At 58.7% G+C, this 21,332-nt stretch carries 21 protein-coding genes and 2 tRNA genes; 14 read left to right on the plus strand and 9 right to left on the minus strand.

Translation table 11 applies throughout. From position 1 onward, the window contains the following. Positions 1-57 precede the first annotated feature (57 nt). Both HMPREF3042_RS05260 and HMPREF3042_RS05265 read left to right on the plus strand, forming a co-directional pair. A complete protein-coding gene (locus HMPREF3042_RS05260) occupies positions 58-867 on the plus strand; it encodes a polysaccharide deacetylase family protein (protein WP_222866696.1) in 810 nt (269 codons plus the stop codon). Between the two features lie 46 nt (positions 868-913). Then, on the plus strand, positions 914-1,405 hold the full coding sequence (locus HMPREF3042_RS05265) for a glutathione peroxidase (RefSeq protein ID WP_070643316.1): 492 nt from the start codon (positions 914-916) through the stop codon (positions 1,403-1,405). A gap of 6 nt (positions 1,406-1,411) precedes the next feature. Here the strand turns inward: HMPREF3042_RS05265 and HMPREF3042_RS05270 are convergent, their stop codons facing one another. Then, on the minus strand, positions 1,412-2,425 hold the full coding sequence (locus HMPREF3042_RS05270) for a hypothetical protein (RefSeq protein ID WP_070856374.1): 1,014 nt from the start codon (positions 2,423-2,425) through the stop codon (positions 1,412-1,414). Positions 2,426-2,544: 119 nt separating this feature from the next. On the opposite strand from HMPREF3042_RS05270, the gene HMPREF3042_RS05275 reads away from it, so the two are divergent. Beyond that, on the plus strand, positions 2,545-3,252 hold the full coding sequence (locus HMPREF3042_RS05275) for a hypothetical protein (protein ID WP_070856376.1): 708 nt from the start codon (positions 2,545-2,547) through the stop codon (positions 3,250-3,252). Here the strand turns inward: HMPREF3042_RS05275 and HMPREF3042_RS05280 are convergent. Further along, positions 3,249-4,256 carry an acyl-CoA thioesterase gene (locus HMPREF3042_RS05280; protein ID WP_038626488.1) on the minus strand — a complete coding sequence of 336 codons (1,008 nt, stop codon included), beginning with the start codon at positions 4,254-4,256 and terminating at the stop codon, positions 3,249-3,251. The two genes, HMPREF3042_RS05275 and HMPREF3042_RS05280, sit on opposite strands and share 4 nt — an antisense overlap. Before the next feature lie 29 nt (positions 4,257-4,285). Here HMPREF3042_RS05280 and HMPREF3042_RS05285 point away from each other — a divergent pair, with 29 nt between their 5' ends. The 3 genes from HMPREF3042_RS05285 (at position 4,286) to purM (ending at position 7,568) form a co-directional block, all read left to right on the plus strand. Continuing rightward, complete coding sequence (locus HMPREF3042_RS05285) at positions 4,286-4,726, plus strand: sterol carrier family protein (RefSeq protein ID WP_070856377.1); 441 nt, start codon at positions 4,286-4,288, stop codon at positions 4,724-4,726. Positions 4,727-4,776: 50 nt separating this feature from the next. Continuing rightward, positions 4,777-6,345 carry an amidophosphoribosyltransferase gene (purF, locus tag HMPREF3042_RS05290; RefSeq protein ID WP_070856378.1) on the plus strand — a complete coding sequence of 523 codons (1,569 nt, stop codon included), beginning with the start codon at positions 4,777-4,779 and terminating at the stop codon, positions 6,343-6,345. 158 nt (positions 6,346-6,503) lie between these two features. After that, positions 6,504-7,568: a phosphoribosylformylglycinamidine cyclo-ligase gene (purM, locus tag HMPREF3042_RS05295; RefSeq protein ID WP_070856379.1), complete on the plus strand. Its 1,065-nt coding sequence runs from the start codon at positions 6,504-6,506 to the stop codon at positions 7,566-7,568. A 355-nt stretch (positions 7,569-7,923) separates the two neighbouring features. On the opposite strand, the gene HMPREF3042_RS05300 is transcribed toward purM, so the two are convergent. Then, positions 7,924-8,106, minus strand: coding sequence for a DUF3073 domain-containing protein (locus HMPREF3042_RS05300; RefSeq protein ID WP_005511943.1), 183 nt, complete (start codon positions 8,104-8,106; stop codon positions 7,924-7,926). A 260-nt stretch (positions 8,107-8,366) separates the two neighbouring features. Beyond that, positions 8,367-9,521: a CAF17-like 4Fe-4S cluster assembly/insertion protein YgfZ gene (locus HMPREF3042_RS05305; RefSeq protein WP_083327429.1), complete on the minus strand. Its 1,155-nt coding sequence runs from the start codon at positions 9,519-9,521 to the stop codon at positions 8,367-8,369. 80 nt (positions 9,522-9,601) lie between these two features. Between HMPREF3042_RS05305 and HMPREF3042_RS05310 the strand changes: the two genes are divergently transcribed. Continuing rightward, positions 9,602-10,489 carry an aminodeoxychorismate lyase gene (locus tag HMPREF3042_RS05310; RefSeq protein WP_070856380.1) on the plus strand — a complete coding sequence of 296 codons (888 nt, stop codon included), beginning with the start codon at positions 9,602-9,604 and terminating at the stop codon, positions 10,487-10,489. A gap of 93 nt (positions 10,490-10,582) precedes the next feature. Here HMPREF3042_RS05310 and HMPREF3042_RS05315 read toward each other — a convergent pair whose 3' ends face one another. Together HMPREF3042_RS05315 and HMPREF3042_RS05320 are read right to left on the minus strand one after the other, a co-directional pair. Then, entirely contained in the window at positions 10,583-11,263 is a 681-nt protein-coding gene (locus HMPREF3042_RS05315; protein ID WP_070856382.1) for a heme-binding beta-barrel domain-containing protein, read from the minus strand. Between the two features lie 101 nt (positions 11,264-11,364). Further along, positions 11,365-12,222, minus strand: a complete 858-nt coding sequence (locus HMPREF3042_RS05320; RefSeq protein WP_070856385.1) for an LmeA family phospholipid-binding protein — start codon at positions 12,220-12,222, stop codon at positions 11,365-11,367. Between the two features lie 81 nt (positions 12,223-12,303). On the opposite strand from HMPREF3042_RS05320, the gene mshD reads away from it, so the two are divergent. From mshD to pstB, 5 genes are all read left to right on the plus strand, one after another. After that, a complete protein-coding gene (gene mshD, locus HMPREF3042_RS05325; protein ID WP_070856386.1) occupies positions 12,304-13,212 on the plus strand; it encodes a mycothiol synthase in 909 nt (302 codons plus the stop codon). Positions 13,213-13,572: 360 nt separating this feature from the next. After that, positions 13,573-14,625 carry a phosphate ABC transporter substrate-binding protein PstS gene (gene pstS / locus HMPREF3042_RS05330; RefSeq protein WP_070429730.1) on the plus strand — a complete coding sequence of 351 codons (1,053 nt, stop codon included), beginning with the start codon at positions 13,573-13,575 and terminating at the stop codon, positions 14,623-14,625. Between the two features lie 236 nt (positions 14,626-14,861). Then, positions 14,862-15,905 carry a phosphate ABC transporter permease subunit PstC gene (gene pstC / locus HMPREF3042_RS05335; protein WP_049181149.1) on the plus strand — a complete coding sequence of 348 codons (1,044 nt, stop codon included), beginning with the start codon at positions 14,862-14,864 and terminating at the stop codon, positions 15,903-15,905. A gap of 77 nt (positions 15,906-15,982) precedes the next feature. Further along, positions 15,983-16,876 (plus strand): phosphate ABC transporter permease PstA, encoded by an 894-nt coding sequence (gene pstA, locus HMPREF3042_RS05340; protein ID WP_049181148.1) that lies wholly within the window; start codon positions 15,983-15,985, stop codon positions 16,874-16,876. 48 nt (positions 16,877-16,924) lie between these two features. Further along, the gene (gene pstB, locus HMPREF3042_RS05345) at positions 16,925-17,701 is read left to right on the plus strand and encodes a phosphate ABC transporter ATP-binding protein PstB (protein ID WP_049193811.1); all 777 of its coding nucleotides are present in this window, start codon (positions 16,925-16,927) and stop codon (positions 17,699-17,701) included. 446 nt (positions 17,702-18,147) lie between these two features. Here pstB and phoU read toward each other — a convergent pair whose 3' ends face one another. Next, on the minus strand, positions 18,148-18,885 hold the full coding sequence (phoU, locus tag HMPREF3042_RS05350) for a phosphate signaling complex protein PhoU (RefSeq protein WP_080972852.1): 738 nt from the start codon (positions 18,883-18,885) through the stop codon (positions 18,148-18,150). A 90-nt stretch (positions 18,886-18,975) separates the two neighbouring features. Further along, positions 18,976-20,133 (minus strand): tRNA dihydrouridine synthase DusB, encoded by a 1,158-nt coding sequence (dusB, locus tag HMPREF3042_RS05355; protein WP_070856406.1) that lies wholly within the window; start codon positions 20,131-20,133, stop codon positions 18,976-18,978. Between the two features lie 237 nt (positions 20,134-20,370). Here dusB and HMPREF3042_RS05360 point away from each other — a divergent pair. After that, a tRNA-Lys gene (locus HMPREF3042_RS05360) sits at positions 20,371-20,443 on the plus strand. A 75-nt stretch (positions 20,444-20,518) separates the two neighbouring features. Here the strand turns inward: HMPREF3042_RS05360 and HMPREF3042_RS05365 are convergent. Further along, complete coding sequence (locus tag HMPREF3042_RS05365; RefSeq protein WP_070856388.1) at positions 20,519-21,049, minus strand: NUDIX hydrolase; 531 nt, start codon at positions 21,047-21,049, stop codon at positions 20,519-20,521. A gap of 201 nt (positions 21,050-21,250) precedes the next feature. On the opposite strand from HMPREF3042_RS05365, the gene HMPREF3042_RS05370 reads away from it, so the two are divergent. Beyond that, positions 21,251-21,326 (plus strand) — tRNA-Glu (locus HMPREF3042_RS05370). The last annotated feature ends 6 nt before the right edge of the window (positions 21,327-21,332 follow it).

Here is a 21,332-nt window from a genome sequence, read left to right on the forward strand (position 1 = left end):
CCAAGCTTTGTCCTCTCCGTTACCAAAAATTTACATACGCCTGTTTTTGTTGAATCCATGGCAGGCAGTGGGGTGCAAGAACAGATTCGGACGACAGACCAGGTCGTTCGTCCAGCGGGCAAAGAGCTCGTAACTGTTGACGGTGGTGTGGTCGGTTCGCCGCTTTTGGTGTCGGTGTCGGGTTTGCGCGATGGCACATTGCTCGATGTCGCTCGTTTCGTGGCAGCGATGGAACAGCGCGGTATTACGCCGTCTCTGCTGGTAGCGCCGCATGCGGGTAAGAACTGGTCGTTGCGGGAAGCTCCGGCGGTGCTGGATTGGCTCCGCCGTCGTAGCGATGACGGCATCGAGATTGTTCTCGCGGGGTTCGATCAGTCGGTTCGAGGCCGAGGCGCCGAATTTGCGTCGTTAAGCGAACATGAAGCGCGCTTGCGCCTGACTGCCGCAACGCGCCAGATGCGTGCGATGGGTTTTGAGACGGATGTCTTTGCACCGCCGAAGTGGACCATGTCGCCAGAGACCATGAACGTGCTGCCGGAGCTGGGCTTCCGTGTTGCAGCGGACCGAAATGGGGTCCGCGACCTGACCACTGGTGCTGTTGATCCAACTCGCGTGCTGGCTATCGGCGAGGGCTTCGGCGGCGCCGGTTGGTGGCGCCGCGCGGTGCGCTCCTCAGTGCAGCGCTCGCTGGAGAAGGGCCGCGCGGTGCGTATCTCCGTTAACGCTTCGAAACTGCGGGAGCACAAGCTGCGCCAGGATGTTGTCGGCATCATTGACCAGGCGGTCGATGGGGGTGCGCAGCCGGTCAACCACTCTTCGGTGCCGCTGGGCCGCGAGTTCTTTGAAGGCATGGAGCAGGTCGGCTAGTCGTCACCTCTGACGGCTATCGTGGGACTGCCCTAGTGTGGGGTTTATGAGCAATCTCTTCGACATCCCAGTGACCACCATCGACGGCAACGAAGCAACGATGAGCGACTGGGCAGGCCACGTTCTGCTTATCGTCAACACCGCCTCGGAGTGCGGTTTCACGGATCAGTACGACGATCTGCAAGGACTTTTCGACGAACTCGCACCCCGAGGCTTCTTCGTCCTCGGTTTCCCCTGCAACCAGTTCGGCGGGCAAGAGCCCGGCAGTGCCGAGGAAATCAAGCAGTTCTGCCAGCGCGAATTTGGCGTTACCTTCCCGCTCTTCCAAAAGACGGAGGTCAACGGCGCCGGCGCTCACCCACTGTACAAGCTGCTGAAGGAAACCCCGGACGCCGACGGCGAGGCTGGGGACGTGAAGTGGAACTTCGAAAAGTTCGTTATCTCGCCCGAGGGGGAGGTCATCGGCCGTTTCCGCTCCAAGGTCTCGCCTGACGACGACGCTCTGCGCGACCTCATTGAGGAAAATCTGCCTATTTAAACTTGGCTATTTGGTGGCGTCCAGCGGTGCTTGCTCGAAGTAGCCCGTGGCACCGTAGCCCACGATGCCACCTCGGTTGCGCAGGGTCATGCTAGCTAGACCGACCTTGCCAAGCTCATCGCCACCGATGGTGACCCAGTCACCCTGAACCGCGACAACCATGTTGGCGTGCACCCCAAGGCCTGCGGGGTAGCGGTAGAAAATGATGTCACCCACCTGAGGAGAGAAGTCCTTGTCGGTGACGAAAGCATCATGTGCCTTGTAGGCGTCCATGAGCTGTTCGACATCCGTAACCAGCCATGGGTTCTCGGTTGTGGCAGTGCTGTTCTGCGCTGTTCTGTTCTGCGCAGTGTTGTACTGCTCTGTGCTGTTGTTGTCGGTGGCACTATTGGCAGCCGAATTCTCGGGCGTATCAAAGACCGGAACACCCGCGGATGCGAGCAGGAATGACAAGAATGGCGCAGTCCAGGAACCGGAGCAGTCGACCGTGTCTCCGAATGCGTCAAGGTTTGGATTCAGCTTCGATGTCTGGTTCGTAGCCGCAGGTGCAGAACCCGGCCTGGTGGCAGCAGCGGCGGCGACGGCATCTTCATCAGCGGTTGGGTCTGCGTCTGAATTCGGGTGCTCGCCGACCTTGGGGATAACGCTGCGGATGTCGGCATCAGTAGCGCCACACGCCAGGCCGAAGTAAACCTCAGGGGAGGGCTGCTCCTCGTACTGATAGCGCGCAACATCCTTCAGAGCCTGCTGATAGTAGGGGCGGTCTGCCTCGGTGCGGGGGAACGTGCCACCACGCCAAGCCAGAACATTGATAGGACCGAAGAGCGTGAACCACCCGGCGAAGAGGAATACCGCCGTCAGTACCAGGATGGACACAGGCGGGATAGCGGCGCGAACACGTTGCAGCATGCTCGGTGAGGATGCGATCTCCTGGCCGTCGTCAAGCGATGGTGAGGAAGACTCAGACCGTGGTGCGTGAGGCTGCTGTGCGGGCACAGGCGCGGGTGAATCGGTGGTCATATCTTCCCAGGATAGTAGGCGGCGCTGCGGTCGTCCTTGGCGAGTGCGTCTGAGCCGTACGTAATGGCATAGTCTGCGGCTCCTGCTGCGGAAGGGGGCGTGCAGTTAAACTGTGGTTCATGACTTCATCCGACATGCGTAACGAGGCCGAGCACGACCCTCGTGAGGATCTGCCGAGCTTCCTGCGTGAGCCGGACAAAATAGACAAGCTTCTCTATGCATCGCTGATGCTGGTTGCCGTGTACGGCTTTGCAATTATCCCGTTCCGCGCGGTTTTGCTGCTCAAGTACACCTTTTTGCATACGTGGCTGACGGGCTCGAATCTCTCGGTGCTGATTCTCGCATCGGAAAACGAGGATAGGCCGCTCTTCCTCTTCGCTGTTGTGGTGATTGCGGCGCTGTCGACCATCAAGTTCATGCCGTTCTTCTACTGGATGGGCAAGAAGTGGGGCACGGAATTCATCACGATGAGCTTCGGCGGCCACCCACCGCGATGGTTTAAGAAGATGGAGAACTTCATCTATGAGCGCATCGGGCTGAGTGTGCTGGCATCGTTTGTGCCGTTCTCGCCGATTCCGGCCACGATTGTCGTGGCCATCGGTGGTATTGCGAAGGTGCGCGGCTGGGTAGTAGGTGTGTATCTCTTCCTCTGTGCCGCAATGCTCAAGTGCTTCTACCTGTACTTGGGCCTGAAGTTTGGCCCAAGTATCCAGGGCTCCCTGCAGACGATTGACCGGTACGTCACCTACATCACCTTCGCGCTGATTGGCTGGATGTTCCTATCTATCTGGTGGAAAAACAGGAGGCCGGGCGGCCAGGCGGCTTAATCCTGTTCGCGCTCAATCAGCGGTAGCGGGCTGTACTTATCACGCAGCGCCTTCAGCGACAGATCGTGGGCGTGCAGACGCTTGTCCTCATCCGTGGTCGGCTGGAAGTGCGGTACCGGCTGCGGGTTGAAATCGTCGTCAATTGCGACATAAGTCATGGTCGAGTGCAGAGCCTTGCGCAGCCCGCCGACACCCTTGCGGGGCTCACAGCAGTAGACCTGCACCGACAGGTGCATCGAGGTCGTGCCGGTGCGCAGGATGCGTGCGCGCACCTCAACCAGGTCGCCAATGTGGATTGGGTTGTAGAAGCGAATACCACCTGCGTAGACAGAAATGGTCTGGCGCCCTGCCCAGTTGGTGGTAACTGCCGTCGCAGCCTCATCAATCCACTCCATGGCGGTACCGCCGTGGACGTTTCCGCCCCAGTTAACATCGGTTGGCTTTGCCAGGAAACGTGTGGTCAGCTCGGGTGCGGAAGAGTCCGCGGAATAGGTCTGCGCGCGCATGCTGGCCTCGATGTCGCGGCGGAGCTCAAAACGGGAAAGAGCGGCCTTTTCAACACGCTCTTCTTCCTCCGTTTGCGGCACCCACTTCGGAACCGGTGTCGACTTACCATTTTCATCCATGGCCACGAAGATCACCAGGCAGTCAGCTGCGCGGGTGAACTTGCCCTCGCGCGGATCAGCTGAGAGCACCTCGTTGACGATGTGCATAGAACTGCGACCGGTATGCGCAATCTTGGAGCGCACCTCAACAATGTGGCCGCTGGGAATCGGGCGAGTGAAGTGAATGTGACCGAAGTACGCAGTCACGCAGTAGCGTCCCGACCAGCCGGTCGCACAGGCGTAAGCGGCCTTGTCAATCCACTGCAACACACGGCCGCCGTGGACGGAATTGGTTCCGGCCATAATGACATCGGTCGGCGAAGCCATAAAACGGAGTACAAGAGATGGTGACGCTGGAGCGTGCACCTGTTCAGCTTTTTCAGTTGACTGCGTATCCATATATGAAAGCATAACTCTAGGATGAGGTTATGGTATCCAAAATCTCGCCTTTCGACGTTCGCAGCGCTCTTTCCACCGCCGCACCCTGGGCGGCACAACGTCTTCTCGGCCGCGAATTGCTATCTGACCAAGAGGCTGTCTCCTTCACCGGGGCAGATGGGGCGCAGGGGCCGTCGTTAAGCCGTGCGAGCCTAGCCAAAGCGGTGCGTCTGTCCGTTCGGATGCTCGCCCAAGAGGCGCCGGGGCATAGCGTCGAGGTGCGCGTACCGCCCTTCGTCGCGGTCCAGTGCATTGACGGGCCCAGGCACACACGCGGTACGCCGCCCAATGTCGTGGAGATGTCGCCGGAGATTTGGCTGGGACTCGCGTGCGGAATGATCACGTTAGAGCAGGTGCAGGCGCACATCGATATGTCGGGCACGCGCGCGGCGGAAATCGGGAATCATTTGCCGGTGGCGCGCATTTCTTAAAACCCGTGGGGGGATACTGAATTGGTGCCCGGGCGGGTGGGGCTATTAGTGTGAATGTCGTGGCCGATACCAACATTTCAGGTGCACCAAAGACCAAACTTTTGCCAATTTCGCCTTACGACGATTTGGGGGAGACATCCCCGCGTGAAGAATGTGGGGTCTTTGGCGTTTGGGCACCTGGCGAAGACGTGTCCAAACTCACCTACTATGGCTTGTTTGCCCTGCAACATCGCGGCCAGGAAGCCGCCGGTATCGCAGTCGGCGACGGCGACCAAATTCTCGTATTCAAGGATCTCGGGCTTGTTTCCCAGGTTTTTGATGAGCAGACGCTCGACGCTCTGAAGGGGCACGTAGCCGTAGGGCACACGCGCTACACCACCGCTGGAGCTCCTGCGTGGGAGAATGCACAGCCGATGTTCCAGATGGCCTCCGACGGCACGGACATCGCGCTGGGGCACAACGGCAACCTGACCAACCACCTCACGCTGTTCCGTGAGGCGGTCGACAAGGGCTTGCTGCGCGATGGCGGCGAGCTGCCCAGTGACTCCGCAATCATGACCACATTGCTTGCCGACGAAACCGGCAAGATTGACCACCCAGAAGACCACGGCTGTAGCACCAACGTGGAAGCGGCTGCGCTGACGCTCCTGCCGCGCCTGAAGGGGGCCTTCTGCCTTACGTTCACCGATGGTGAAACGCTGTACGCTGCGCGTGACCCACACGGTGTGCGTCCGTTGTGCTTGGGCCGCCTGTCCGGTGGCTGGGTAGTCGCATCCGAGACTTGCGCGCTGGATATCGTCGGCGCATCGTTCGTCCGCGAAATCGAGCCAGGCGAGATGGTGGCCATTGATGCTTCCGGTGTGCGTTCGCAGCGTTTTGCCGAGACCACCCACGCTGGATGCATTTTTGAGTACGTCTACCTGGCGCGCCCGGACTCCAACATCCGTGGTCGCTCCGTCAACGCTGTACGTCTTGAGCTGGGCCGCCAGTTGGCCCGTGAGTTCCCGGCTGACGGTGACCTGGTGATGCCGGTTCCGGAATCCGGTACCCCGGCCGCTGTTGGCTACGCCCAGGAATCGGGCATTCCGTTTGGTCAGGGGCTGACCAAAAACGGTTACGTGGGCCGTACCTTCATTCAGCCTTCGCAGACGATTCGTCAGCTGGGCATTCGACTGAAGCTGAACCCGCTGAAGGAAGTTATCGCCGGTAAGCGCTTGGTAGTGGTCGATGACTCCATCGTCCGCGGCAACACTCAGCGTGCCCTGATTCGCATGCTGCGTGAGGCTGGTGCGAAGGAAGTGCACGTGCGCATCGCCGCACCGCCGGTGAAATGGCCGTGCTTCTACGGCATTGACTTCGCCTCTCCGGGCGAGCTGTTGGCCAACGGCGTGGATGAAAATGACATCGTCGCCGGTATCGCAACCGCGATTGGCGCCGACAGCCTGGGATTTGTCTCCATCGATGGCATGGTTGCCGCTTCCGAGCAGGCAAAGACCGAAGTCTGTTGTGCCTGCTTCGATGGCAAGTACCCGTTGGGTCTGCCGGAGGGCAATCCGAATGCGGCAGCTGTGGAGAGGATGCAGGCAGCCCAGGCTGCCAAAGCCGCAACGAGCAATTAGCCTCGAAACCTCCTTAGAATGAACTACGAGAACTGAACCGAGAACGAAGCGCAAGCGGTGCTGTGGATTGCAGCCGTTGCTTTGTTCCCGGTCCGCCAATACTCCCGGATACGGCAGTAACGCCGCCCGGGGGAGAAAGTTTAAAGCGAGAGCCTCTAATGACCGAGAACGTTTCTGGTGCTTCCTACGCTGCAGCCGGCGTCGACATCGAAGCCGGCGACCGCGCCGTTGAACTATTCGCCCCGATTGCCAAGAAGGCCACTCGCCCAGAGGTCCGTGGCGGGCTCGGCGGTTTTGCCGGCCTGTTTGCACTGGGCAACTACGAAAAGCCGCTGCTGGCCGCATCCTCCGATGGTGTGGGGACCAAGTTGGCCGTGGCGCAGGCCGTCGGCAAGCACGACACCATCGGCCTGGACCTGGTCGCCATGGTCGTCGATGACCTGGTCGTGTGCGGCGCCGAGCCGCTGTTCCTGCAGGACTACATCGCAATTGGCAAGGTCGTGCCGGAGCACGTCGCCGAGATCGTTTCCGGCATCGCCGAGGGATGCGTCCAGGCGGGTTGCGCTCTCCTGGGCGGCGAGACTGCAGAGCACCCGGGTGTGATGGAACCAGGCGAGTACGATGTCTCCGCTACCGGCGTCGGTGTCGTGGAAGAGGACAAGCTTCTCGGCCCGGACCGCGTGCGTGAGGGCGATGTCATTATCGCCATGGAATCCTCTGGACTTCACTCCAATGGCTACTCGCTGGCTCGCTACGTTCTCCTGGAGAAGGCCGGTCTGGAGCTCGACGGATACGTCGAAGACTTCGGACGTACCCTCGGTGAGGAGCTGCTGGAGCCAACCAAGATCTATGCGAAGGACTGCCTGGCTCTCATGAACGAGGCAGAGGTTCGCACTTTCTGCCACGTCACCGGTGGTGGATTGGCTGGCAACATGGTCCGCATCATGCCGGAAGGCCTGACCGCTGACATGAGCCGCGCAACATGGACCCCGGGCCCGATCTTCAAGACCATTGCTGAGCTCGGCAACGTCTCCCGCGAGGAGATGGAGAAGACCTTTAACATGGGTGTTGGTATGGTTGCGATTGTTTCTGCAGAGGATCGCGATCGTGCACTGGCTCTGCTGACTGCCCGCCACATCAACGCTTGGGAGCTGGGTACTGTCCGCAAGAGCGAGGAGGGCGAGGACGGGGCTGTTTTGCGCGGCAGCCACCCGCGCTTCTAAGCGTCGGCCTGCATCTGGTCGAGCGGCCGGGGACTGGGGTTGGTCGGGACTGGATTTGGGCTACAAAACTGACAACCCAGAAATAACGTGGGGCTGCAAATGTGAAACTGTTTGAGTTTATGACACTTCCGAGCCGTTTTTCGGGCTGTTTTTGTCATAAACGCAGTCAGTAACTCGGATTGATCCGCCGTGGCCCCACCGCCGCCGCACATAAACCACACATAAATGCGGTCACTAAGCCTCCGCCTCTGGCCAGCTAAGCAAAAACAAGCACCCACCAACGGAATCGTTGGCGGGTGCTTGTTTTATTGAAATAGAAACGCTTTGCGGAAAATACGACAGCGGTTAGCTTGCGCTAGCTGTCGCGACCAGCGCCTGAGGCCCATTCCTCCCAGTCAGAGTAATAGTCGTCTCGATCGGACTCGTTCGACTTGCCGACGAGTTCCCGCTGCAGACGCTCCAAGTCCATTTCTGGTGAATCGTACTTGAGCTGACGGGCAACCTTCGCCTGCTTTGCTTTCGCACGGCCGCGACCCATGGCCTGACCCCCTTGTGTAATCCGTGGGACGGCACGGGGATACGGCCGACCCACTTATGTCTTATTGCGTTAATTCCTGTAAGACACCATAGCCGATTTTTAGACGAAGGGGTTACGCGGGGAGGTCCATAGTGGGTTGTGTCCTCGCGCTCAGGCAACTCAATATGTACTGTGACCTGGGGGAATAACCTTTCTGAAAAAGAATGGAAAAAGTTATTTTTTCACCACTCTGTCTGGTGGCTTTACCTATTTCCCGTTACTTATTTCCCACGCAGGCGGTTGATGGCCACACGACCCGGTGGCAGCTGCTCGACGCGGTCGATGGAGGAAGGGTCGACGGCCACGGCGCAGTCACCCACCACAAGGCCCTCGCGTTCCTGCGCCGAGCGCTTAAGCAGAGCCAATGCAATCGGGCCGTAATCGACATGTTGCACGACGGTGCCTACGCGGCCCACGGCGCGCTTGCCCATCATCACTGGATCGCCGGTTTCCGGCAGAGTAGCTGAGCCGTCGAGCTGCAGCATCACCAAAACTCGTGGGGAGCGACCAACATTGTGGACTCGAGACACAGTCTCTTGGCCGCGATAGCAGCCCTTGTCCAAGTGCACGGCAGCCGTGTCGAATTCAGAGGCAATCCAGCGCGGAGCCTCATGCGGAATCATCTTCTCATCTACATCGATTCCCAGCTCTGGCCGCAAGGAGACTACGCGTTCGGCCTCCCAGCCCATCAGGCCAACTGGGGAGGCGCCAGCGGCCACCAGCGCGTCCCAAGCACCGACTAAATCCTGTCGGCGCACGAGCACATCCACACGTCCTCCGCGTGGCCAAGGCAGGTGCCGGACATAGGAATGCCCCACCGTCGTAGCCTTGCCCACCTGCGGGAATGCGAGGCCGGCGGACACCAGTACCTCAGGGGCATTCGGCCCCATGACGGAAATAACCGCCCGTTCTACCTCAGCAATTTCCACCTTGGACCAGAACACCATCATGTTCAGGTACTTCAGCAGGGAGTCGAAGCCAACAGGGGGCACGTCGATAAGCACGGAATCGTCCAAAACAGTCAGCGTCATGTGGTGGAGAACGTGACCGTTGGCATCCAGGTTCAGTGCTTCAGTGACAGTGCCGGGGGTGGCATCGTCGACCTTCTGTGAAAAAAGTGTGTTGAGGTAGGTCAGGCGATCCTCGCCAGTAACCTCAATAACGCGGTAGTACGAGCGATCTACTACTCCGCAGTCCTCCTGTAGATGACGTTGCTCTACCAGTGGACGGCCGTAGTGCCATGCCACGCTAGCTTGCCCTGTGGTTTGCTCAACGTTTTTCGCTGAGGTTCCGTCTGAGGCGTTCTCTGAGTCCTTCTCTAAACCTTCCGTCTGTCCGCCCAATTCGAGGGCAGCGGCACCAGCCACGTGAGACATCAAAGGACTTACATACTCAACACTCACTCTCTCATGTTAACCAGAAATCCCCAAATTAAGCATGGATTAAGCTTGTGTGTATGACGGATTCGCTTTCTTCTCTAGTGCTTATCGACGTCTACGCAGACGGTGGTCCGATTGCTGTCGAGGCAGGACAGCCGTTCCTCTACGCGGACGATCTCGGAGCTATTCGCGGCGACGGAGTTTTTGAAACACTCCTGGTCAGGGGTGGTCATACCTGTAATACCGACCGGCATGAGAAGCGATTCGCATCGTCAGCGCTAATGCTGGATTTGCCAACCCCGGACCTGGAGCAATGGCGGGCGGCTACCGAGGTTGCACTACGGGAGTTGCGCGATAGGTCAATTGAGGGGGATGCGACGTTGCGGTGGGTTTACTCGCGTGGTCGCGAGTCCACTGGAAGGCCGACTGGCTACGTTTTGGCAAGCTCCGCGGAAAAGGTGGCGGAAAATCGCCTGAAGCCGGTATCGGTCATGCTTGCAGAGCGTGGTTTCTCGCTCGACCTTGGCTCCCGTGCACCGTGGGCGCTCATCGGCGCGAAAACGTTGTCATACGCAGCTAATATGGCCGCATTACGCTATGCCAAGTCCAAGGGTTTTGACGATGTCATCTTCACCTCCGCAGAGGGAAAGCTCCTGGAAGGCCCGACATCGACCATCATCGTTCAGCGCGGCAATGAGCTGCTGACCCCCAATCCCGGTGAAGGAGTGCTGCCGGGCACGACTCAGGCAGCGCTGTTTGAAACAGCTGCCAACTGCGGCTGGAAAGTCACTCCGACGGTTCTGGTACCAAGGGACCTATTCGCCGCTGATGCGGTGTGGCTAGTGTCCTCGGTGCGCATCGCGGTCGTGGTTAAGTCCATCGATGGTGAGCCCATTCCGCAGCCAGATGTAGCTGCGGAAAAGGAATTCCGTGACCTGTGTGACGAGGCGCTGGCGATGCAGTAGGGCTTGTCGCAGTAGGGCGCCAAGCCGTAGTGCGCAAAGTAATAGGGCCCCGCAGCCAGGCCACACAGCGCCCGTCGTAAAGCGGGGGAGAACCTAGCCTGCGTAACGCTTAAGCTGCGCGGACATACGGGGAGTGAATTCCTCATCCCGCAGGCGCTCGTCCACCCACCCGAGATCGTTGTTCGGCATCAGGCCGTAGAGGCGCTTGCCCGGGCCGAGCGATGCCGGACCGGTTGCGGTGACCATTGTGGAGGCCGCTTGCAGTTCCCATGCGCGCTCGGAGACTGGCTTGCCGTAGTAAATCTCGGTGACGCCGGTGGAGTGGACGCAGATGAACTCAATCTCGTCATCGTTGTTGATGCGCCAAAATCCCGTTTCGCGCTGGTCAGGTCCGGTTGGCTTGCCGTCTTCATCCAGCTTCCAGATGCGCGACTCATACTTCAGGTAGTTCTCGCCATCGTGGCTGAAGATAACCTGCTGGCCGAAGTTGTACTCACCGTCGACGACGGTGTTTGCCTGCCCCTCACCGCGCCACACGCCGACCAGCGGCAGTAGTGCCAGCAGGCCGTCGTGAATATTCGGGCCGAAGCGCAGGTTAGCGGTCTCGTCAGGGATCGGGAGCCCCTCAAGCTCCGTGATGTTGCGCGTAGCGGTGCTCTTGGCCTGCTCGGCCGCGCGGCTAATGGCCTCGTTGCCGTCGAGGCGAGGTGCTGCCGCAGCCGCAGGCTCCTGTGCAGCGGCGTCTGTCTGGTTGCTGCCATTGTTCTCGGTCATGCTTCACATTCTACCGCTGAAGCTCTTGTGGCCATGTATGGGCTGTTGGCGCATGGTGCCAACGCTGCAACGACGTTTAACGGCGATGCTTGACGACGGCCTTAGCGACGCACCCGACAGTTCTTCTCCGGCAGCTTCTCCGTGGATTGTGCTGACGCCTCGGCATCCTGTTGGGATGTCGGCGGCATGAAGTTCGTTGGCGACACGGTGCACAGAATCTGTTCGCCTTCGATGGTGATAGAACCGCCCGACACGTACACGCGAGTCGCCGGCATGCCCATCGGTATATCCGAATCTCGCAGTGTCAGAGCGAAGGTGTCCATGATGTGCTGCGTATCAGCCTCAGACAGCTCAGGTTTGACGTGGCTCTTAGAATCCGTTGGGGACGAGGGCGCAGAAATAATCTCCATCGGCGTAATGACCACGTCGCGGCTGACAATGCGCAACTTCGCCGTGACCTGAGTCTTTCCCTGCCATCCGGCTGGTGTGGCCTCGAAAATTGCCTCGGTCTCCCAGCCGCCGGTGGGGGAGGAGTCCTTCAGACTTTGGATGCTCAAATCCGTCATCCCCAGCTTGTTGCCCAGAGAGACGCCGTCGAGCGAGAGCTTGGTGAAGTACTGCTTCGTCGGCGACTCTGGGAAATCTCCGCTGAGCACTGCCGATGCTGGGACCTTAACGTTGGACGCTCCGTACTCCAGAGATACCAAGCCGAAGTCGGGTACCTCCACATCGCGGATGCGCGAAGTTACGGAGCTCCACTTACCCGTAACAAAAGAGGACAAGTAGGCCTTGCCACCGATGGCGACGTATGGGGTCATCTCCAGCTGTGCAGTCTCTTGAATATGCTCGGAGAGTTTGTACTCCGCATGGCTGGCGAAGCCCATGTCGGTGGCGATCACCAGCGCGGCAACGGCGAGGATGGAGCCACCGATTTTCTTCTGTCGTCGGGAAATGGACACACTCTATTAGTACCCCATCGCTTTTGGCCCAGCGGACATCGGGGAAGTGTTGAATCCGCTGCTGTGTATAGGGTGGGGCGTATGAACGTAACCGAACTGCTTGACGTAGACACCACCGCCGCCAGTACGCTACTGCAGCGCGCCCACTCCACCGACGGCGTGGAGGCGTTCGGAGAGGCTTTCGTCCGAGGGCTTGACGACGACTCTTTCGGGCATCGACACTTTGCGATTATCGAGGACGACCGTTACTTGGGCCTGGCAGCCGTTGCGCCAGATGCTATGGAGATGGTTGTTGATCCGGAGTTTCGCAGGCAAGGCGTGGGAGCGAAGCTGCTTGCGCATATCGATGCTGAAGTCGGTGAGCGTCTGCCTATCTGGGCTCACGGTGATGTCGCCGGCGCCAGCCGTTTGGCAGAGTTGACGGGACGCAAGGTTGTCCGCGAGCTGTTGCAGATGTCCGTTTCGGGCTCAGCGTTGGAGAAGGCGGCGGGGGACGTCGATAAGCGTGATGATGTTGAAGCCCTGACCCTGACTGCGGCACGTGCGAAGTGGGGCGCGGCAGCGGTAGATCGAGCGTGGTTAGCAGTGAATAACGAGGCGTTTGATTGGCATCCGGAGCAGGGGGATTGGTCACAGCCGCAACTCGATCGCGCTCGGGATGTGCAGTGGTTCGACCCGGAGGGCGTGTTCTTTGCTGCAGATGTGGCTGGGGCGCGCGACAGTGCGGAGGAGATTTGCGGTTTCCACTGGACGAAGTGGCACGCTGAGGAGTCTGTGTCAACTGGTGAGGTCTATGTGATTGGACTGAGCTCGAAGGCGCGCGGACGCGGTCTGGGGCGATGGTTGACCAATGTTGGGCTTTCCCATCTCCGGAGCCGGGGAGCGGAAAAGGTAATTCTCTATGTCGAAGGCGACAATGCTCCGGCAGTGCGCACTTACCGTGCGGTTGGCTTTGAAGTGGCTCGCCGTGATGTGATGTACGGCGCGTAAATGTGACGGTTCGGTTTATTGGAGGCGAGTTGTTGGGGAAGGGCTGAGTTATTGGAGAGGTTATTGGAGAGGGCGAGCTTAGGTTTGTCTCAGTTTTAGGTGGTTTTCCTCTGTCGCGGGGGCAATGATACTTGTGATTTTGGGGAGATGTTGTCCAATCCTCAGTGTTTCAGGGGCGCATTTTAGGGCCTCTTACAGGGGAAATGAGGATAAATAAAGAATTACTTGCGCCGTTCACCGATTGTTAATGTTTTGAACAGGTTCCGGTTACTATCGGTAGATAGGTTCAGCGCAGTGGACCGGAGTGTGGCGGTTCCACGAGAACTGTTTCACTCATTGTGTAAACCCGGAGGATTTACTGTGCTGAAGAAGAACCGTGCGGCATCCGTCATTGGCCTGGCCGCTGTTGCAAGTCTCACCCTGGCCGCTTGTGCTGAAGGGGGAACGCTGCAGGGCGAGGGCGCTACCTCGCAGCAGCGTGCGATGGACCTGTTCGCCACCAAGTTTGAAGAGGCCGGTTCGACCCTGTCGTACAACGCATCTGGCTCTGGTTCCGGTCAAACTCAGTTCATTGCCGGTACCGTTGCTTTCGCTGGCTCCGACTCTCCGCTGAAGGAGAAGGACGGCAAGGACCAGGTTGCAGAGGCTAAGAAGCGCTGCGATGGTAACGACGCATGGCACCTGCCGATGGTTATCGGTCCGGTTGCCGTTGCCTACAACCTCGAGGGCGTTGATGTCACTCTGACCCCGGCACTGGTTGCTGAAATCTTCGACGGCAAGATCACCAAGTGGAACGACCCGAAGATTGCTGAGGTCAACAAGGACGCGAAGCTGCCGGAGAAGGACATCAAGGTTGTCTACCGCTCTGAGGAGTCCGGTACTACTGATAACTTCATGAAGTTCCTGAGCGCAGCTGCTCCGGAGCAGTGGAAGCACGAGGCTTCCAAGTCCTTCCCGACTGCTACTGGACAGGGCGCTAACGGCTCGGCTGGTGTTGTCGACGAGGTTTCCAACATCGACGGTGCTATCACCTACGTTGAGGCTGGTTTCGCTAAGGACAAGAACCTGGGCATCGCCAAGATGGACTTTGGTCATGGTCCGGTTGAGCTGAACAACGACACCGTCGGTAAGGCTCTGGATTCCGTCACGTTCAAGACTGAGGGTCACGACATGGTTGTTGACACCGACGCTCTGTTCGCAATGGATGAGAATGGCGCTTACCCGCTGATTCTGACCACCTACGAAATCGTCTGCTCCGCTGGTTACGACGAGGAGACTCGTGATCTGGTTAAGAGCTTCCTGAAGGTTGTTCTGGAAGAGGGCCAGGGCCCAGAGCTCGAAGAGCTGGGTTACATCCCGGTTCAGGGTGAGTTCAAGGACAAGTTGTCCGCAGCGGTTGACGCTATCAAGTAATTCTTTGCGTGCAACGCGGGTGAAAGCAGAGTTGGTTCTGTTGTTACCCGGTTGGCGCGAGGATTACTTCAGCCGGCCACGCAGATTTGAGCTGTAGGCCGAAAACCTGACGTAGACCGGTTGGCTTTATATATCGACACCTCAGTTGATTGGGTACCGCTCGTAGAGGGGTACTGAGGCCAATCGGTCTTCATGTGCGTTGAAGCACAAATCACTTCTACTTAGGAAATGAGATCATGAGTTCCTCGACTCCCATTGAAGGGAAGCAGGAGGCTGTAGACAGCAGTCTGTTGCAGTCCTCAGCACCGCAGGTGGATTCCTCCGGCGACGAGAGCTCGGAAGAGCAAGCCATTCAGTCCGGCGTTGTTCGTCCTGGTGACCGAATCTTCAAGATTCTGGCGGTAGGATCTTCCGCATTGGTGACTGCTGCCATCATCGCAATTGCAGTGTTCCTGCTCCTGCGCGCAGTTCCGGCGATGTCCCGTAACGAAGCGAACTTCTTCACCTACACCGAACGATGGAACCTGGCGGATACCTCCGCCATGTACTTCGGTATTCCGAACATGTTTCTGGTGACCGTCGCGGTTTCCATCCTGGCGCTGATTCTGGCGATGCCGGTTGCGCTGGGTATTGCCATCTTCCTGACTGCCTATGCTCCAAAGAAGATGGTCAAGCCGCTGGGATACCTCGTGGATTTGCTGGCCGCAGTGCCGTCGATTGTTTACGGTCTGTGGGGCTTTATGGCTCTCGGTCCGGCATTGGCCGGTCTGTACGGGTGGTTGGCTAAGACACTGGGCTTTATCCCGATGTTTGCCCTGTACCCAAACTCACCGGCCTTCGAGACCGGTCGAAACCTCTTCACCGGTGGCATTGTGCTAGCAATTATGATTCTGCCGGTTATCGCGGCTACCACCCGTGAGGTCTTTGTTCAGACCCCGCGTGGTCACATTGAGGCATCGCTGGCTCTCGGTGCGACCCGTTGGGAGATGGTCAAGCTGGCTATTCTGCCATTCGGTCGTTCTGGCTTTATCTCTGGCTCGATGCTGGGTCTGGGACGTGCCCTCGGTGAGACGATGGCTCTGTACCTCGTGATCTCCCCGTCTTCGGCATTCCGTGGTTCGCTTTTCGACGGCGGTACCACCTTCGCAACCGCGATTGCCAATGCGGCACCGGAGTTCAATGACAACCTCAAGGCCGGCGCATACATGTCCGCAGGTTTGGTGCTGTTCTTGCTGACCTTCGTGGTCAACTCCGCAGCCCGAATCATTGCGAAGAAGTAGCAAGGTCGTAGGAAAAGAAACGAGAAGTAACAATGACTAGTTCAACTACTGATTCTTCGCCTCACGGCCCCGCAGACATGGTCCCCACCACGGAGTCGGCATTCACCCAGATTAAGGGCTCCCGCAAGGTAGCGGACAACGTCTCCACGGTCCTCATTTACTGCTGCATGGCTCTTGCCCTAATCCCGCTGGTGTGGGTTCTCTTTGAGCTTGTCGTCCGAGGTACCCCGTCACTGCTGAGTGGTGAGTGGTGGACTGCTTCCCAGCGCGGTGTCACCGTTGGTGCGTCTGCCGGCGGTGTTGCTCACGCAATCGTCGGTACCTTGGTTCAGGCTCTGGTCACAACTCTCATGACCGTGCCGTTCGGCATCTTCGTCGCCATCTACTTGGTCGAGTACGCAGGTAACTCCCGCTTGGGCAAGGTCACCACCTTCATGGTCGACATCCTCTCCGGTGTGCCGTCGATCGTTGCGTCGCTGTTCATCTACTCGATGTGGGTGGTCATGTTCGGCATGAGCCGCTCCGGCTTCGCCGTCTCGCTGGCGCTGGTTCTGCTGATGCTGCCAATCGTGGTCCGCAACACCGAGGAAATGTTGCGCATCGTTCCGCACGAGTTGCGTGAAGCCTCTTACGCTCTGGGTGTTCCGAAGTGGAAGACCATTTTGAAGATTGTGCTCCCGACCGCACTGTCGGGCATCGTCACCGGCATCATGCTGGCCGTCGCCCGCGTTATGGGTGAGTCCGCACCGATGCTGATTCTGGTTGCAACCTCGCGAATCATTACCTACAACCCGTTCGGCCAGTCGCAGTCCTCGCTGCCACTGTTCATGCTGGACATGTACAAGGCCGGTAATACCGGTGCGGCATTCGACAAGATGTGGGGCGCAGCGCTCACGCTGGTTCTCATCATTGCCCTCATCAATATCCTGGCGCGCGTCGTATCCGCCAAGTTCTCCGTCAAGAGCAGTTAATGCTGGGCGCCTAACGTCCGCTATTTCAAGGAAGGTTTTTGAAAGACCATGGCTAAGCGCCTAGATCTTAACGATGTCAACATCTACTACGGCGATTTCCACGCTGTGCAGAACGTCGACCTGCACGTCCCGCCGCGTTCCGTTACCGCATTCATTGGCCCGTCCGGCTGTGGTAAGTCCACCGTGCTCCGTTCGCTGAACCGTATGCACGAGGTCATCCCGGGTGCCTACGTCACTGGCGAGGTGCTTCTCGACGGCGAAAACATCTATGGCCCGAAGATTGACCCGGTCTCCGTTCGTAACACCATCGGTATGGTGTTCCAGCGTCCGAACCCGTTCCCGACCATGTCCATCGAGGACAATGTCGTGGCTGGCCTGAAGTTGGCCGGTGTTAAGAACAAGGCTCGTCTCCAGGAGGTTGCCGAGAAGTCCCTGCGCGGCGCCAACCTCTGGGATGAGGTCAAGGACCGCCTGGACAAGCCGGGCGGCGGCCTTTCCGGTGGTCAGCAGCAGCGTCTGTGCATCGCACGCGCAATTGCAGTTGAGCCGGAAGTTCTGCTGATGGACGAGCCATGTTCCGCACTGGACCCGATTTCCACCCTGGCAATCGAGGACCTGATTCACGAGCTGAAGGAAGAATTCACCATCGTCATCGTGACCCACAACATGCAGCAGGCAGCTCGTGTGTCCGATCAGACCGCATTCTTCTCCCTCGAGGCAACCGGTAAACCGGGTCGCCTGGTCGAGGTTGGCCCGACCAAGAAGATCTTCGAGAATCCGGACAAGAAGGAAACCGAGGACTACATCTCCGGTCGCTTCGGCTAAACGCTTTGCGTATGCCTTAATGGCCAAAATAATCAAAAAGTAAGAGCCCCGTACCTCACGCGTGTGCACGCGAGGTACGGGGCTCTTTTTGTTGTTGCGGTTTATGAGATTGCTATGTCGAGCACATGTTTTGCCACCCGATTGTCTAACCGCGGAGGTGTTTTGTGCCGGGGCACACAGTTTTTGTGGCGGGATCAAACAGTTACTGACTAGGTTTATGTCAGATGAATAGCGTTTACTCGCAGTAAAGTGTCATAAACCTAGTCACTTTCTCGGGGTGGGGCGGTGTTTGGGTGGGGCGGTGTTTAGCCTGGTGTGACTTAAAAACGGCTCCACTCCGGCCTGAAACCCGCCGAGCAGTCCAACACCCAGCCCAGCTCAGCGGCCCAACACCCAGTCCCCTGAGCAACCCAACACCTAGCCCAGCAGCCTGCAACTCCACGAACCTACATCCGCAGGTGACGCTCCAAGGCCTGCAGGCGTTGGTTAAAGCTGCGCTGGTCGCGCTCGTCCTCAAGCTTGTCCAGGTAGACATCGCGCTTGTAACCGGTGGCCAGGTAAACAATCCGGGCTGCAACCTCGACGGCGTGATCCGCGTAGCGCTCGTAGAAGCGACTCAGCAGGGTGACATCCACCGTCTGCGCAGGGGTGTGTGGCCAATTATCGTCGTTGGTCAGCGTAAACAGGTGCTGGTGGATGTCGTCGATGCTGTCATCAGTCTTATCTAAGGCCAATGCCTGGTCAACGTTGTAGTCGATGAGCACCTGACGGGTTTCGTGCGTCATCTGCTCAGATACAGTTGCCATCTCGCGGAAAAATCCCTCCACGGGCTCCGGCAGTGCCTTGTTCGGGTGGCGACGTCGGGCAACGTTGGCAATATGCACACTCAACGCGCCCATGCGGGAGATGTCCTCGACAATGTAGAGGCCACTGACAATCTGCCGGAGGTCACCAGCTACAGGAGCTTCGCGTGCCAACAGCTCAAAGGCTCGCTGCTCCGCATCCTGGCGCAGGTCCTCGAGAGAATCAATCTGGGAAAGAACGGTTTCAGCCGAGACTAAATCAGCCTCAAAGAGGGCCTTGTTCGCAAGCTTGTGCATGGATCCAACTCGGTCACACATCACAATCAGGCTGTGGGCCAAGTTGTCCATTTGTTCTCGGTAGACAGTGCGCATGCGTTCCATAGTAGGCAATCCTCAACAAGGTCGCGCGTTAGTGGGGAACCCCCAATTACCCCTCGTAAAGTTATGTAAACACTCGCTCAGAACCGAAGCTTAGCCACCGGAGTGCATAATCTCCGCGCCCTCAGGCACGGTGTCGTCCTCCGGGTCGTCCAGCCAGCCCTCCGGTAAGACCACCTTTGCAGGGGATCCCTGTCGGCCGCGGGCGCCGTCGGCGTCCTCCGGGCGGGCGTGGGCGCTGGGGCCGTCGTAAAGCGGCGTGAGAATTTCGTCGAGCGTTGCCAGCGAATCGACGCGTGCGAGAGACTTGCGCACCTCACCGCCTGCCGGGTATCCCCGCAAGTACCAGGCGATGTGCTTGCGCAGGTCGCGGCAGCCCTTACGTTCTCCCTCGTGCTCCACGAGTAGTTCCGCGTGACGACGGATAATCCCCGCGACCTCACCAAATGTTGGTGCCGGCGGCACTTCTTTGCCACGCAGCTCGGCGGACAACTGCGCGAATAGCCACGGGCGACCAAGGCAGCCGCGACCGACGACGACACCGTCGCAGCCGGTCTCGTCGAGCATCTTGCGGGCATCGGTGGAGGCGAAGATGTCGCCGTTGCCAAGCACCGGGATATTGCTGAAGCCGGAGTCGACCATGTGCTCCTTCAACCGCGCAATCTGCGACCAGTCGGCGTGACCGGAGTAGCGCTGCGCCGCAGTGCGGGCGTGCAGAGCCACAGCCTGGGCACCCATCTCGGCGGCGATGCGGCCGACATCGAGATGCGTGTGGTGCTCGTCGTCGATACCGACGCGGAACTTCACGGTCACCGGGATGTCGGTGCCCTCCGTGGCCTTGACGGCAGCGGCGACGATGTTGCCGAAGAGGCGGCGCTTATACGGCAGTGCCGAGCCGCCGCCCTTGCGGGTGACCTTAGGTACCGGGCAGCCGAAGTTCATATCGATGTGGTCGGCGAGGTTTTCGTCGACAATCATCTTCGCGGCCTCGTAGGTCCACTTCGGGTCAGTGGTGTAGAGCTGCAGGCTGCGCGGGTTTTCGTCGGGCGCGAAGGTTGTCATGTGCATGGTCTTCTCGTTGCGCTCGACCAGTGCTTGCGCGGTGACCATTTCGCAGACATAGAGGCCGGAGACCGTGCCTGTACGCTGCAGCTCCTGCTCGCGGCACAGCGTGCGGAATGCCACATTGGTGACACCGGCCATCGGAGCGAGTACCACGGGGGAAGCGAGCTCAAAGGGGCCGATGTGCATGTGCGCGGACGTGGCATCGGCGGGCTTGGCGGCGCTGAGTGGACTCGTGGAGGTATCTAACACGTACAGTATTGTGTCACGCTGAACTGCCGTTTTCGAATCTGTTTTGGTCGGCCGGTTGGATTGGTCGTGCGTTTGACTGCGCTCATTTATCCCACGAGTGTTTCAGTAGTTCCGTCGCAAGTGTGGGGTGATTATTAAAAGTTGGCGCGCAATTGCTAGGCTATTTTCTTGCGCGGGCCTTTAGCTCAGTTGGTAGAGCTACGGACTTTTAATCCGCAGGTCGCGGGTTCGAGCCCCGCAGGGCCCACAAGCACGCAAAACCCCAGGTCATTAACAGCCTGGGGTTTTGTCGTATCTTGCCTGTTTTGCCCTTTCGCGGCAGCTACTTCTCCCGCTTGTGGTAACCCATTCGCGGCTTGAAGCCCGCGGGGTGCTTGAGCTGCGCGACAGCATCGGCGACTATTAGACGGAAGCGTGGCTTCATAGGTGGCATCTGTGAGATCTGAAACCATCCGACTTCGGTCGATTCGTCGTCAGCGACATGGGGGACGTCGTCGCCGACAACACTGCAGCGCATGGCGATATCCACGTAAGAGGTGACATCGCCATTGGGGTATTCGACAGGGCCGACGGCGCCGGTGCCGAGCAGGGCCTCGACTGTGACATCGAGTCCAGTTTCTTCCTTTACCTCCCGCACGGCGGCGTCGTGAGGCTGCTCGTTCGGGTCGATGATTCCGGTAACTGGAGTCCATTCCCCATTATCGGAGCGGCGAACCAGCAATACCTCGGGCAGGGCGTACATCGGTGCATCCGGCGGAACATCGCGAATGACGACAGCTGTGACACCGGGGAGCCATAGCGGAGCGTGGCCTATTTTTTCGCGGAGCTGAACAATGAAATCCGGAGTTGCCATAGTGACGAGCTTATCGGAGCGCTAATAGTGCTTTCGTAAATAGCTAAGAAATCCCAGTTCAGCTGTGGATTTTGGGAAAAGGGTACTTATCCTCTATAGTTCTTTACGTTGCCAAGAGCGCGCGCAAATGCAGTGTTCATGCACTGCAGACGTACGCGGAATGTGTCATTGAGTGGCCAGCTCTTTGCAGCGTCAAGTCGGGCTCCCATCGTCTAGAGGCCTAGGACTCCGCCCTTTCACGGCGGCAACACGGGTTCGAATCCCGTTGGGAGTACCACGAAAA

It is taken from the genome of Corynebacterium sp. HMSC074C05, from assembly GCF_001838325.1.
In the GTDB taxonomy this organism is placed as follows: Bacteria; Actinomycetota; Actinomycetes; order Mycobacteriales; family Mycobacteriaceae; genus Corynebacterium; species Corynebacterium amycolatum.

Bases quoted from the DNA above. Each gene is read 5' to 3' on its own strand.
- HMPREF3042_RS05260 (WP_222866696.1), top strand. From the start codon at position 58: ATGGCAGGCAGTGGGGTGCAAGAACAGATTCGGACGACAGACCAGGTC.
- HMPREF3042_RS05265 (WP_070643316.1), top strand. From the start codon at position 914: ATGAGCAATCTCTTCGACATCCCAGTGACCACCATCGACGGCAACGAA.
- HMPREF3042_RS05270 (WP_070856374.1), bottom strand. From the start codon at position 2,425: ATGACCACCGATTCACCCGCGCCTGTGCCCGCACAGCAGCCTCACGCA.
- HMPREF3042_RS05275 (WP_070856376.1), top strand. From the start codon at position 2,545: ATGACTTCATCCGACATGCGTAACGAGGCCGAGCACGACCCTCGTGAG.
- HMPREF3042_RS05280 (WP_038626488.1), bottom strand. From the start codon at position 4,256: ATGGATACGCAGTCAACTGAAAAAGCTGAACAGGTGCACGCTCCAGCG.
- HMPREF3042_RS05285 (WP_070856377.1), top strand. From the start codon at position 4,286: ATGGTATCCAAAATCTCGCCTTTCGACGTTCGCAGCGCTCTTTCCACC.
- purM (WP_070856379.1), top strand. From the start codon at position 6,504: ATGACCGAGAACGTTTCTGGTGCTTCCTACGCTGCAGCCGGCGTCGAC.
- HMPREF3042_RS05300 (WP_005511943.1), bottom strand. From the start codon at position 8,106: ATGGGTCGCGGCCGTGCGAAAGCAAAGCAGGCGAAGGTTGCCCGTCAG.
- HMPREF3042_RS05305 (WP_083327429.1), bottom strand. From the start codon at position 9,521: ATGTCTCACGTGGCTGGTGCCGCTGCCCTCGAATTGGGCGGACAGACG.
- HMPREF3042_RS05310 (WP_070856380.1), top strand. From the start codon at position 9,602: ATGACGGATTCGCTTTCTTCTCTAGTGCTTATCGACGTCTACGCAGAC.
- HMPREF3042_RS05315 (WP_070856382.1), bottom strand. From the start codon at position 11,263: ATGACCGAGAACAATGGCAGCAACCAGACAGACGCCGCTGCACAGGAG.
- mshD (WP_070856386.1), top strand. From the start codon at position 12,304: ATGAACGTAACCGAACTGCTTGACGTAGACACCACCGCCGCCAGTACG.
- pstC (WP_049181149.1), top strand. From the start codon at position 14,862: ATGAGTTCCTCGACTCCCATTGAAGGGAAGCAGGAGGCTGTAGACAGC.
- pstA (WP_049181148.1), top strand. From the start codon at position 15,983: ATGGTCCCCACCACGGAGTCGGCATTCACCCAGATTAAGGGCTCCCGC.
- pstB (WP_049193811.1), top strand. From the start codon at position 16,925: ATGGCTAAGCGCCTAGATCTTAACGATGTCAACATCTACTACGGCGAT.
- phoU (WP_080972852.1), bottom strand. From the start codon at position 18,885: ATGGAACGCATGCGCACTGTCTACCGAGAACAAATGGACAACTTGGCC.
- dusB (WP_070856406.1), bottom strand. From the start codon at position 20,133: ATGCACATCGGCCCCTTTGAGCTCGCTTCCCCCGTGGTACTCGCTCCG.
- HMPREF3042_RS05365 (WP_070856388.1), bottom strand. From the start codon at position 21,049: ATGGCAACTCCGGATTTCATTGTTCAGCTCCGCGAAAAAATAGGCCAC.